Annotated in this window: 10 protein-coding genes; 8 read left to right on the top strand and 2 right to left on the bottom strand. The window is 68.7% G+C overall.

All coding sequences use genetic code 11. The annotated features are described in order from the left end of the window. The first annotated feature begins 25 nt into the window (after positions 1 to 25). The 7 genes from NE857_RS27470 to NE857_RS27440 all read left to right on the top strand — a co-directional run bounded on the left by NE857_RS27470 (position 26) and on the right by NE857_RS27440 (position 8,606). On the top strand, positions 26 to 1,717 hold the full coding sequence (locus NE857_RS27470; RefSeq protein ID WP_254418271.1) for an ABC transporter substrate-binding protein: 1,692 nt from the start codon (positions 26 to 28) through the stop codon (positions 1,715 to 1,717). Between the two features lie 65 nt (positions 1,718 to 1,782). After that, positions 1,783 to 2,778: an ABC transporter permease gene (locus tag NE857_RS27465; RefSeq protein ID WP_254418270.1), complete on the top strand. Its 996-nt coding sequence runs from the start codon at positions 1,783 to 1,785 to the stop codon at positions 2,776 to 2,778. Next, positions 2,775 to 3,686 carry an ABC transporter permease gene (locus NE857_RS27460; RefSeq protein ID WP_254418269.1) on the top strand — a complete coding sequence of 304 codons (912 nt, stop codon included), beginning with the start codon at positions 2,775 to 2,777 and terminating at the stop codon, positions 3,684 to 3,686. The genes NE857_RS27465 and NE857_RS27460 overlap by 4 nt, the downstream gene beginning before the upstream one ends. A 1-nt stretch (position 3,687) precedes the next feature. After that, entirely contained in the window at positions 3,688 to 4,641 is a 954-nt protein-coding gene (locus NE857_RS27455) for an ABC transporter ATP-binding protein (RefSeq protein WP_254418268.1), read from the top strand. 4 nt (positions 4,642 to 4,645) lie between these two features. Further along, positions 4,646 to 5,557 (top strand): ATP-binding cassette domain-containing protein, encoded by a 912-nt coding sequence (locus NE857_RS27450; protein WP_254418267.1) that lies wholly within the window; start codon positions 4,646 to 4,648, stop codon positions 5,555 to 5,557. A gap of 52 nt (positions 5,558 to 5,609) precedes the next feature. After that, complete coding sequence (locus NE857_RS27445) at positions 5,610 to 8,117, top strand: glycoside hydrolase family 2 protein (RefSeq protein ID WP_254418266.1); 2,508 nt, start codon at positions 5,610 to 5,612, stop codon at positions 8,115 to 8,117. Between the two features lie 285 nt (positions 8,118 to 8,402). Beyond that, a complete protein-coding gene (locus NE857_RS27440; protein WP_017581854.1) occupies positions 8,403 to 8,606 on the top strand; it encodes a cold-shock protein in 204 nt (67 codons plus the stop codon). Between the two features lie 197 nt (positions 8,607 to 8,803). Here NE857_RS27440 and NE857_RS27435 read toward each other — a convergent pair whose 3' ends face one another. After that, entirely contained in the window at positions 8,804 to 10,372 is a 1,569-nt protein-coding gene (locus NE857_RS27435; RefSeq protein ID WP_017581853.1) for a glycerol-3-phosphate dehydrogenase/oxidase, read from the bottom strand. Between the two features lie 387 nt (positions 10,373 to 10,759). Between NE857_RS27435 and NE857_RS27430 the strand changes: the two genes are divergently transcribed. Beyond that, positions 10,760 to 11,614 carry a helix-turn-helix domain-containing protein gene (locus tag NE857_RS27430; protein WP_254418265.1) on the top strand — a complete coding sequence of 285 codons (855 nt, stop codon included), beginning with the start codon at positions 10,760 to 10,762 and terminating at the stop codon, positions 11,612 to 11,614. Between the two features lie 100 nt (positions 11,615 to 11,714). On the opposite strand, the gene NE857_RS27425 is transcribed toward NE857_RS27430, so the two are convergent. Next, positions 11,715 to 12,476, bottom strand: a complete 762-nt coding sequence (locus tag NE857_RS27425; RefSeq protein ID WP_254418264.1) for an MIP/aquaporin family protein — start codon at positions 12,474 to 12,476, stop codon at positions 11,715 to 11,717. Between the last annotated feature and the right edge of the window lie 160 nt (positions 12,477 to 12,636).

Raw genomic sequence — 12,636 nt, 5'->3', positions numbered from 1 at the left:
CGACCGGGTGAAAGGAGGAGTCGAGATGAAATCTCTGAGGCTTCCCGCTGCTCTGGCAGCACTGGTGATGGTGGCCAGTGCCTGCTCGGGCGAGGGCGGAGAGGGCGGTTCCGGCGGTTACCCCCGGGACGAGACCCTGTACACCGTGGGCACCTCCTGGGGGCCACCGGTCAACTGGAACCCGATCATGCGCGGGCAGTACGCCGTCGGCACCATGGGGCTGGCCTACGAGCCGCTCTTCCACTACGACGCGGAGGAGGGCGACTACGTCCCCTGGCTCGCTGAGAGCGACGAGTGGCCGGCCGAGGACACCCACGTCATCACCCTGCGCGACGGGATGACCTGGTCCGACGGTGAACCCATCGTCGCCCAGGACGTGGTCACCACCCTGGAGATCGGCCAGTTGGACGTCTCCTACAGCAACATCTGGAACTTCATCGAGGACGTTGAGGCCACCGATGACCTGGAGGTCACGGTCACCTTCTCGGACACCCGACCGCAGGAGTGGATGAACTGGGCCTACAGCCACGGCATCGTCCCGGACCACATCTGGGGGGAGAAGAGCCAGGAGGAGATCACTGACGACACCAACAGTGACCCCGTGGGCAGCGGCCCCTACCTCTACGAGACGCACGCGGACGACCGGATGGTCTGGAAGCGTAACGACGACTGGTGGGGCACCGAGGCCCTCGGCCTGGAAATGAAGCCGACGTACATCGTCGACATCGTGGTCGAGTCCAACGAGGCGTCGATGAACCTGGTGCGTAGCGGGGACGTCGACATCTCGAACAACTTCCTGCCCGGGATCGACCAGGTCATCGACGGCGAGGAAATCACCAGCTACTACGACGGCCCACCCTTCATGCAGTCCGCGAACACCGCATGGCTGGTGCTCAACCACGAGCACGAGGCACTGGGCGACGTGGAGTTCCGTCGGGCCCTGGCACACGCCATCAACATGGACCAGATCGTCGAGGGCCCGTACTCCAACCTCGTCGAGGCCGCCAGTCCCACCGGGCTGCTGCCCCAGTGGGACGACTTCATCGACCACGACCTGGTCGAGGCGCAGGGCTACAGCTACAACCCCGACGAGGCGGTGGCCATCCTCGAAGAGGCCGGATACATGGACGAGAACGGCGACGGCTACGTCGAGACCCCCGACGGCGAACCGATCTCCCTCACCCTGGAGGTCCCCTCGGGCTGGACCGACTGGATGGAGTCGGCCAGCGTCATCGCCGACAACGCCCAGGACGTGGGCATCAACATCGAAGCCACCTACCCGGACTTCAACCTGCTGGTCGACAACCGCAACGACGGCGACTTCGACATGGTGGTCAACAACGAGCGTCAGCTGAGCAACACGCCGTGGACGTACTACGACTACCTCTTCCAGCTCCCGCTGCGTGACCAGCAGACGACGGTCAACTTCGGCCGCTACGAGAACGAGGAGGCCTGGGACCTGGTCCAGGAGCTCGCCACGGTTCCCGCCGACGACACCGAGGGCGCCGCGGAGATCACTTCGCGGATCCAGGAGATCCAGCTGGCCGAGCTTCCGGCGATCCCGCTCTGGTACAACGGCCTCTGGTCCCAGCAGAACAACTCCGTCTGGACCAACTGGCCCAGTGAGAGCGGCTACCACGGCTACGCAGCCATGTGGGACGGATGGTTCGAGATCGGCGCCATCCACACCCTCGCCGAGATCGAACTGGCCGAATAACGCGCAGGTGGAGCGCTCCCAAACTGGGAGCGCTCCACCCCGCGCCCCATACTTGGAGGACACCCGTGTGGCGTTACATGGGTCGCAAGCTGGGCTTCTACGGCCTCACCTTCGTGATCGCGGTCACCATCAACTGGATGATTCCGCGGTTCATGCCGGGTGACCCCGTACGCAGCATGCTCAACAGGGCCTCGATCTCCGATCCGGAGGCCCTGGAACGAATGACCACCTACTACAACGAGGTCTTCGGCCTCGACACCCCGCTCCACCAGCAGTACTTCGCGTTCTGGGCGGGCCTCTTCCGAGGGGACCTGGGCGTCAGTGTGTGGCTCTATCCCGAGCCGGTCACCGACATCATCCTGCGTCACGTCCCCTACACCCTGGGCCTGCTGATCCCCGCCATCGTGCTGAGCTGGATCGTGGGCAACCACTTCGGTGCCTTCGCCGCCCGAGGCAAGGTCCTCGACAACACCCTGCTGCCGGTCGGCTACGTCCTGACCGCCACCCCGTACATGTGGATGGCCCTGCTGCTGCTCTGGGCTCTGGGTGTCATGGGCGGGTTCTTCCCCACCGCGGGCGGTTACGGCTTCGCGCTCACGCCCTCATGGTCGTGGCCGTTCTTCCTGAACCTGGTCACCCACTGGTTCCTGCCGTTCCTGTCCATGTTCATCGTGGGTCTGGGCGGCTGGGCGATCGGCATGCGCAACATGATCATCTACGAGCTGGAGGCGGACTACTCCAACTACCTCCAGGCGCTGGGCGCCCCCCGTCGACTGATCCGCCGGTACGCGTTCCGGAACGCGATGCTGCCGCAGATCACCGGGCTCGCGGTTCAACTGGGCACGATCATCGCCGGAGCGCTGCTCACCGAGATCGTGTTCACCTATCCGGGGCTGGGCACCCTCATCCTCAGATCGCTGAACAACAACGACCTGTTCCTGCTGCAGGGGATCTTCCTCTTCGTGGTCATCGGTGTGCTGATCGCCAACTTCATCATCGACATCATCTACGTCCTGGTCGACCCGCGCACGCGCGTCCAGATGACGGGAGGCTCGTCATGAGCAACATCCCCGGGGCCCCCGGAGCGGTCGACCCCGCCACCGCGCCCGAACCCGTCGGCGAGCGCAAGGTCTCCGAGACCCTGCACTTCGCCCGACGCAACCCCAAACTGCTCATCGGCTCGGGCATCGTCCTCGGCCTTCTGCTGCTCGGCCTCATCGGTCCGCTCTTCGTCACCGAGGGGCCCAACGTCTACATCGGACCGCAGAGCCAGCCCCCCAGCTCCGAGTACTGGATGGGAACCACCTCGTTCGGCCAGGACATCTGGGCCCAGTTCGTCCACGGCCTGCGCTCCACCTTCATCACCGGAGCCCTCGGCGGCGGCATCGCCTTCGTCGTCGGTACGACGGTCGGATTCGTCGCCGGGTACAAGGGCGGCCTCGTCGACGAGATCCTCAACATGCTCACCAACGTGGTGCTGGTCCTTCCGGCGCTCGTGGTGCTCATCGTCGCCGTCGCCTACCTCGATGTTCGAGGCCTGGTCGTGCAGGCCCTGTTCATCGGTCTGACGTCCTGGCCCTGGGCGGCCCGGGCGGTCCGCTCACAGGCCCTGTCCCTGGCCACCCGGGACTACGTCGACCTGGCCCGGCTCAGCGGCCGCCGGACCTGGAGGATCATCACCACCGAGATCGCTCCCAACATGAGCTCCTACCTGGTGATGTCGTTCATCCTCCTCTTCGGAGGGGCCGTGCTCATCGCCGCCGGACTCGACTTCATCGGCCTCGGTCCCACCGGTGGTGTCTCGCTGGGGCTGATGCTGGAGAGCGCGGTCCAGTGGAGCGCCCTGCAACTCGGGATGTGGTGGTGGTTCATCCCACCGGGCGCCGCGATCACCCTCCTGGTCGGCTCGATGTACATCCTCAACGTCGGGTTGGACGAGGTCTTCAACCCCAAGCTGCGGGAGCTGTGAGATGACCCTGCGCGTCAACGACCTGAAGGTCTACTACCAGACCCTGCGCGGGGACGTCCACGCCCTCGACGGGGTGAACTTCGACCTCGCCGACGGGGAGATCATGGGCCTGGCCGGTGAGTCCGGCTGCGGCAAGACCACCCTCGGCAAGAGCCTGATCCGGCTGGACGGCCGAATGCGGCACGTGGGCGGCACGATCGAGCTGGACGGCAAGAACGTGCCCATCGCCGACGATCGCGCGATGAGCCCGTTCCGCTACCACGAGATCTCACTCATCCCGCAGTACGCGATGAGCGCGCTCAACCCGACCCGCAAGATCGGGCGGATGATCAACGAGCTGTTGCGTTCACGCGGAGTGCGCCCCGCCACGGTCGCCAAGGAGCTCAACCGGCGCCTGGAACTGGTCGGACTCGACCCCGACGTGCTCCACCGGTTCCCGCTCGAGCTCTCCGGCGGGATGAAGCAGCGCGTGGTCATGGTCATGGCCACCCTGCTCAACCCGTCCCTGCTCATCGCGGACGAGGCGACCTCGGCCCTTGACGTGTCCACCCAGCGCTCGGTGGTCGAGTCCATGGTGGAGTTCCGCGACCGCGGCTACGTCAAGAGCATGATCTTCGTGACCCACGACATCTCGCTCGTCTACCAGATGGCCGACACGGTCATGGTGATGTACGCGGGCCGGATCGCCGAGAAGGCCCCGGCGAGCACGATCATCAACGACCCGCAGCACCCCTACACCAAGATGCTCATCGGTGCGCTGCCGGAGGTCGGCACGACCACGGCGGACACCCGCTTGGAGGGCATCCCCGGCACCCCGCCCGGGCTGCTGAAACCGCCCACGGGCTGCCGGTTCAAGGACCGCTGCCCCATCGCCTCGGAGGAGTGCTCCGAGACGCCGCCGTTGGTGGAGATCGACCCCGGCCACTGGGCCGCCTGCTGGAAGACGGGGAGGTAGTGCCGTGCTGGAACTGAGCCACGTGCACAAGGTGTACCGGGTGGGCGCGTTCGGCGGAGCGAGGCTTCGCGCCGTGCGCGACGTCAGTCTGACGGTCGAGCCCGGTGAGGTGGTCTCGCTGATCGGCGAGAGCGGCAGCGGCAAGAGCACCATCGGCAAGATGGTGCTCGGCCTGACCGGGGTCAGCTCCGGAAGCATCGTCTTCGAGGGCAAGGACGTCTCGCGGATCCGCGGGTTCTCGGCGAAGAAGGAGTACTACCGGAGGGTGCAGGGGGTCTTTCAGGACCCGTTCAGCTCCTTCAACCCGATCTTCAAGGCCGATCGGGTGTTCGCGATGATCCGCTCGTCCTACTTCCCCGGGGTGTCGGACGCGGACTGGAAGCAGAAGGTCCTGGACGTGATCGGCACGGTCCGTCTGGACCCCGACAACGTACTCAACAAGTACCCCCACCAGCTCAGCGGCGGGCAGCTCCAGCGGCTGCTCATCGCGCGGGCGCTGCTGCTCGACATCAGGCTGCTGGTGGCGGACGAGATCATCAGCATGCTGGACGCCTCCACCCGCATCGACGTGCTCAACCTGCTGGGCGACCTCAAGGAGCGGGGCCTGGGCATCCTGTTCGTCACGCACGACCTCTCGCTCGGCAACTACGTGAGCGACAAGTCCGTGATCCTGCGCAAGGGCGCCATCGCCGAGATGGGGCCCACCCGGAGGGTGTTCGAGAACCCGTTGCACCCCTACAGCCGACACCTGTTGTCGTGCGTTCCCCAGCTGCACCGCACCTGGGCGGAGGTGGACGCGGAGCTGGCGGCCAACCCACCCGAAGACGTAGCCCTGCCCACGGTCGAGGAGGGTGACGACTCCGCGCCGCTCACCGAGGCCGAGGAGGGGCACTTCGTCGGCATCGACCAGCGCTGACAGCCCTGCCGCACCACGACAGCCACACACCACACGCGAAAGAGGAACACGCATGACCGCGTGGTTCGACCTACACGACGGCTGGAAGCTGACGGCGCTGCCCCACGGGGGCATCCTGGCGGAGCAAGCCTCCGGCGTCGGCGAGGTGACCGCCACTGTGCCGGGCTGTGTCCACACGGACCTGCTCGACCACGGCCTGATCGCCGACCCCTACCTGGACGACAACGAGGACCGTCTGGGCTGGATCGGGCGCACGGACTGGAGGTACACGCGCTCCCTGGCGGCCGAGGCCGAGGCCTTGGACGGCACGGCGGAACGCGTGGACCTGGTCTGTGCCGGTCTGGACACCGTCGCCACCGTCCGGGTCGGTGGCCGGGAGGTCGGTCGCTCCGCCAACATGCACCGCTCGTACCGTTTCGACGCCACCGAGGCGCTGGCCGAAGGCGGCGCGGACCCCGCTCTGGAGGTGGAGTTCGCCTCGCCGTACCGGTACGCGGAGGCCAACCGGGAGCGGATGGGCCTCCTCCCCGGCGCCTACGACGAGCCGTACCAGTACATCCGCAAGATGGCCTGCAACTTCGGCTGGGACTGGGGCCCGACCCTGGTGACCTCCGGGATCTGGCGGCCGATCCGGCTGCACGCCTGGTCCACGGCGCGGCTGGCCTCGGTCCGGCCGCTGGTGTCGGTCTCCGAGGACGGCTCGCTGGGCCGGGTCGGCGTGCGGGTGGCGGTGGAGCGGACCGGGCCCGGGACGGACGTTCCCCTCACCCTGGCCGCGACGGTGGCGGGGGAGACCACCACCGTCGCCGTGCCCGCGGGCGAGACGGAGGCCGCCCTGGAACTGGTGGTCGCCGACCCCGGGCTGTGGTGGCCGCGCGGTCACGGCGACCAGCCGTTGCACGACCTCACCGTGGAGCTGTCCGCCGCCGAACCCGGTGCGGATCAGAGCATCCTCGACACCTGGACGCGCCGGATCGGGTTCCGGAACGTGGCCGTGCACAGCGCGCCCGACCAGCACGGGGCCGCCTTCGCCCTGCGCGTCAACGGCCGCGACGTCCTGGTCAAGGGCGCCAACTGGATTCCCGACGACACCTTTCCCAGCAGGATCGGCCGCGGCCGCTACCGGGAGCGGATCGACCAGGCCGCCGAGGCCGGGATCAACCTGCTGCGGGTCTGGGGCGGCGGGATCTACGAGTCCGAGGACTTCTACGAACTCTGCTCCGAACACGGGATGCTCGTCTGGCAGGACTTCCTCTTCGCCTGCGCCGCCTACCCCGAGGACGAGCCGCTGGCCACCGAGGTCGAGGCCGAGGCGCGGGACGCGGTCGTGCGGCTGGCCCCGCACCCCAGCCTCGCCGTGTGGTGCGGCAACAACGAGAACATCTGGGGGCACGAGGACTGGGGCTGGAAGGAACAGCTCGACGGCCGGGCCTGGGGCGCCGGGTACTACCTGGACGTGCTGCCGCGCGTGGTCGCCGAACTCGACCCCACCCGCCCCTACTGGCCGGGCAGCCCCTACTCCGAGGCGGAGGGCGTCCACCCCAACGAGGCGACCCACGGCACCATGCACCTGTGGGACGTGTGGAACGAGGTCGACTACACCGTCTACCGCGACCACCGGCCCCGGTTCGCCGCCGAGTTCGGCTACCAGGCACCGCCCGCCCACTCCACCCTGCGGGGTTCGGTGACGGACGCCCCGCTCACCTCGACCTCGCCCGGTGTGCTGCACCACCAGAAGGCGATCGACGGCAACGGCAAGCTGGCCCGCGGACTGGCCGCGCACTTCGGTGACCGCGACTGGTCCTACGACGACTGGCACTACCTCACCCAGGTCAACCAGGCGCGCGCCCTGACCGTGGGTATCGAGCACTTCCGCTCCACCTGGCCGTACTGCACCGGCACGGTCATGTGGCAGATCAACGACTGCTGGCCGGTCACCTCGTGGGCCGCGGTGGACGGGGCAGGGCTGCGCAAGCCCCTGTGGTACGCGCTGCGCCGCGTGTACGCGGACCGGGTGGCTACCGTCCAGCCGGTCTCCGGCGGTGGACTGGCGGTGGTCCTGGGCAACGACACCGACCAGGAGTGGTCCACCGAGGTGACGGTGGTTCGCCGCGACTTCGACACCGGCCGTGCCCTGTCGGCCTCGGCGCATCCGGTCCGGGTGGCGCCCCGCGGCGCGCTGCGGATCCCGGTGCCCGAGGGGGTCGCGCGGGCCCAGGACCCCGCCCGTGAGGTGCTGACCGCCGACGGCGCGGGAGAGCGGGCCTGGTGGTTCTTCTCCCGTGACCATGAACTCGACTACCGAAAACCCGAATTCGACGTGGAAACGCGGGTGGACGGTGCCGATTTGCGGGTGAAGGTCCGGGCGCGTGTGCTCTTGCGGGATCTGGTCCTGAACGTGGACCGGCTCGACCCCGGGGTGAGCGCGGACAGCGCCCTGGTGACCCTGCTGCCGGGGGAGTCCCACACCTTCACGGTGCCGGGCGGTGCCGGGCTCGACCCGGAGGCGGTCACGGCGCCACCCGTGCTGAAGTGCGTCAACGACTCCCTCGCAAACTAGAGGTGCCGGTTCCGTGACACTCCGGTGGCTGTCACGCGCGTCACACGTGTTCCCCGCCCGGCCCGTCGGTATTCCCCGGCGGGCCGTGCGGGTTGCCACACCGAAATCCATCACCAGCTGGCTCGGCTGTGGTACGTTCATTAGAGATTGTTAGTCGTTGAATTTCGCAGTTGGTGTCTTGCCCGCGGAGTTTGTGACCGGCGGGCGGTTTCTCATGGAGTCGGCTCGCGGCAATTTTCGGGCGTGTGAGTATGCGTCCGTGTACACCGAGCTGAAGGAGAAAACATGGCTCAGGGAACTGTGAAGTGGTTCAACGGCGAGAAGGGCTTCGGCTTCATCTCCCCCGACGACGGTGGCCCCGACGCCTTCGTTCACTACAGCGCCATCCAGGGTTCGGGCTTCCGTAACCTGGAAGAGAACCAGCGCGTGGAGTTCGAGATCGTCGCCGGTACCCGCGGCCCCCAGGCCGAGAACGTCGTCGCGATCTAAGACCGCCAGACGTTGCGATGTCGCCCCTCCGGGGGTGTGAATGTCGCGGAACGCCCCCGGAGAGCCTGGCTCTCCGGGGGCGTTCTCATGTCCGGGGCCGGTGCCCGGGAGCCTCTGGCTCGGGGCCCGAGCCCTGGAAGCACCGGAGCCCCGGGGGACCGTCGACAACGGTCCCCCGGGGCTCCCCTGTGTGCGACTCAGGCCTCCAGGAGGGCCTTGGTGCGTTCACGCACCTCGGCGGTGTCCAGGCCGCGCACGGTGACGGTGGTCCGGCGCCGCAGTGCGTCGTCCACGGTCACCGCCCACTCGCGGTCGCGTGCGAAGACCACCTGGGCCCAGATGTCCGGGCCGTCCGGGTGGATGCGCTCGCCCAGCTCCGGCTCGGCGCGCACCATCGCGGCGAGGTCCATGGCCAGGCTGCCGTAGTGGGAGGCCAGGTGCCGGGCGACCAGCGGGTCCAGGCGGGTGCCCGGCTCGCGGTCGATGATCAGGCGCTGGGTGACCGCGTCCGGGCTGGCCAGACCGGGCAGCGGCACGGTCCGCAACGGGTCGGCCATGTCCTCCGACAGCGGGACCGCCGACACCTTGCGCAGCTCCTCCAGGACGGCCCGGCCGATGTGCCGGTAGGTCGTCCACTTGCCCCCGGCCACCGAGAGCATTCCGCCGCGCCCCTGGCTGACCACGGTCTCCCGCTTGGCCGAGCTGGTGTCCCCGGGGCCGCCCGGCAGCACCCGCAGCCCCGCGAACGAGTAGGTCATGCGGTCGCGGTCCAGGTAGGGGGCGTCGATGCCCAGCGCCGCCTCGCCCAGGATCTGGTCGACGTCGGAGGGCACCACGCCCACGTCCGCGGGGTCGCCCTCGAAGGCCTCGTCCGTGGTACCCAGGAGCAGGTGCCCCTCCCACGGGATGGCGAAGGAGACCCGGTACTTGTCCACCGGGATGGTGAGCGCGGCCCGCCACGGGTCCGGGGTGCGCAGCACCAGGTGGGCGCCCTTGGACAGGCGCACGCTGGGCGCCGCGGCCGGGTCCTCCAGGCGGCGCAGGTGGTCCACCCAGGGGCCGGTCGCGTTGAGGACCAGCCGCGCGTCGATCCCGAAGTCCTCACCGTTCACGCGGTCGCGCAGGTCGGCGCCGGTCACCCTGCCCCGGGTGGTGCGCAGCCCCAGGACCTCGGCGTGGTTGAGAACCACGGCCCCGGCGTCCGCGGCGGCGCGCACCGTCATGACCGCCATCCGGCTGTCGTTCATCTGGTGGTCGCTGTAGGCGGCGACGGACTTCAGGCCCTCGGTGCGCAGCCCGGGCGCCAGGCGCTTGGCCTGGAGCGGCGAGAGCAGGCGGCCCATACCGTCGCCGAAGGCGGACAGCGCGGAGTAGAGGAAGACGCCCGCGCCCATCTTGGCGGCGCCGTGCGGCCCCCCGGAGTAGATCGGCACCAGGAAGGGGCGGTGGTTGACCAGGTGCGGAGCCACATCGGAGGCGAGCGAGCGCCGCTCCTTGTGGTTCTCCGCGACCAGGCGCACGTTGCCGGTCTGGAGGTAGCGCAGACCGCCGTGCACGAGCTTGGAGGAGGCGCTGGAGGTGGCTCCGGCGAAGTCGCCGGCGTCGACCATGGCCACGCGCAGGCCGGCCTGGGTCGCGGTCCAGGCGACGGAGGTGCCGAGGATCCCGCCGCCGATGACGAGGAGGTCGAAGGTGCCCCGGGCGAGTTCTTCGCGCGTGTGCGCGCGCACCGCGGGGGCGTCGCTTCGGTGGGTGCTGGCGGTCATGGCTGGTGCTCCGTCCGTTGGAGAGGGGGGTGATTCCGCACGTACCTGAACGGGCTCCACGTTTCAGGTGGGTGTCGTACGCATAATACGACAATGCCGAACGATGGTGAAGATCGGAGTCGGTCTTGGCGGTGTTCCCTTGATCGAGGCGGGTCCTGGGTGACGCTTGAGGGCTCTGATGTGACCCACGGGGTTCGTGATGTCGCTTGGGGTGTTTGAGGTTCGGCATTGTCGCACTGTTTGGGAGCGTGGCCAGAAGCCTCGCGCACAAGGAAAAAGCTGGAATCCGGGAATCCTGGAGTGGGCTTCCAGTTTCCCTGAACAGGAGAAATGCCTGGACTCCGGGTTCTCCGGTTGTCCCACTGGGGAGGCGCCGCCGGTCCTACGATGAACCGCATCATGGCCAATAGGTACTCACCCACGATCCGGCGGCGCCGGCTCTCCGCCGAGCTCCGGCGGGTCCGGCTCGCCGCCCGTAAGACCAGCGAAGAGGCCGCGGCGGAAGCGGGCCTGTCCAAGTCCACGTATTCGAACATCGAGTCCGGGGTGAAGAAGCGCCCCAGCCTCCCGGAGGTCCGGGCGATCCTGGAGGCCTGCGGGGTGCCCCCGGGGGGAGAGTTCGACGAGATCCTGGACCTGTGCCGCCAGTCCCTCGAACGCGGCTGGTGGACCCGGTACCGCGACGTCCTCGCGGCCCGGTTCGTCGGCTTCGAGGCCGAGGCCAGATCCATCACGACCTGGCAACCCCTCCTGGTGCCCGGGCTGCTCCAGATCCCCGAGTACATGCGGGTCGTCGCGCAGGCCTGCCTGGCCAGCCCGCAGGAGATCCGCCGGGCCGTCGACGCCCGGATGACCAGACAGCGCATCCTGGAGGACAGGGACCCGCCGGAGCTGTACGCGATCTTCGACGAGGGCTCCCTGCTACGCCTGCACGACCACCCCGAGGTCCGGCGCGGTCAGGTCAAGCACCTCCTGGAGATGGCCCAGCGCCCCAATGTCACCGTGCAGATGACCAGGGCGGACCGGGTCAACCCCGGCAGCGGCGGCTCCTGCGTGATCCTGGAGTTCCCTGATGTCATCGACCCGACCGTGGTCTTCCTGGAGACCGCCACCGACGGCATCTACCTGGAGGAGCCGGACGACGTGGCCCGCTACCGGAACCTGCTCAACCACCTGGGGCTGGTGGCGCTGCGACCGGGGGAGACCCTCGACTACCTGGAGGAGGTCCACCTCGGCCGGTGAGCCGCGGTGACGTCACGGTCAGGGAGGGGCGGGAACTCCGGAGGGCGCCCGGATCGATCCGGGCGCCCTCCGCGAATACTGAATACCGCCGGGGCCGCGGCTAGCCGCCGAAGCCGGTCAGGTGCCAGATCCAGGCGCCGATCACACCGCCCACGATCGGGCCGACCACCGGGATCCACGCGTAGCCCCAGTCGGAGGAGCCCTTGCCCGGGATCGGCAGCAGCGCGTGCGCGATGCGCGGGCCCAGGTCACGGGCCGGGTTGATGGCGTACCCGGTGGGACCACCGAGCGACAGACCGATGGCGAGCACCAGGAGGCCGACCAGCAGCGGGGCCAGACCGGTGCCGAACAGGCCGGACAGGTCGGCGTCACCGACCGAGACGTGGCCGGAGTTGGCGCCGATGCCGAGGATGCCCAGCACCAGCATCGCGGTGCCGATGACCTCGGTGGTGAGGTTGGCGACCGGGTTGCGCACCCCGGGCGAGGTGCTGAAGACGCCCAGCTTGGTGGCCTCGTCGTCGGTGTGCTTCCAGTGCGCGGAGTAGGCCAGGAAGACCAGGCAGGCGCCGGTGAAGGCACCGAGGAGCTGGGCGGCGATGTAGCCGGGCACCAGGGTCCAGCTGAACTCGCCGATGCTGGCCAGGCCGAGCGTGACCGCCGGGTTGATGTGGGCGCCGGAGGTGGTGCCGACAACGTAGACGGCCATGGCGACCGCCATACCCCAGCCGAGCGTCACCACGATCCAGCCCCCGGCGAGGGCCTTGGATCTGGCGAGTGAGACACCGGCGACGACACCGCCGCCGAGCAGGATCAGGATGGCGGTACCGATGAACTCCGCCAGGTACACCGAGAAGTCTTGCATGGGGACCTCCGCCCCGTGAGGGGGGCAGCCGGGTCACGGGGCGGCGCCTTGCCCGTTGCGGGCATAATCGGACGCACCCGTCACAGGATGGATGGGCGGGGCACCGAGCGGTGCCCCCGGATCCGCGCCCCGGGGGTCCCAGGTGGCACTAGTGCCCCCG

This window comes from Nocardiopsis exhalans, from assembly GCF_024134545.1.
Lineage (GTDB): Bacteria > Actinomycetota > Actinomycetes > Streptosporangiales > Streptosporangiaceae > Nocardiopsis > Nocardiopsis exhalans.
This window is presented reverse-complemented; position numbering and strand designations above follow the sequence as displayed.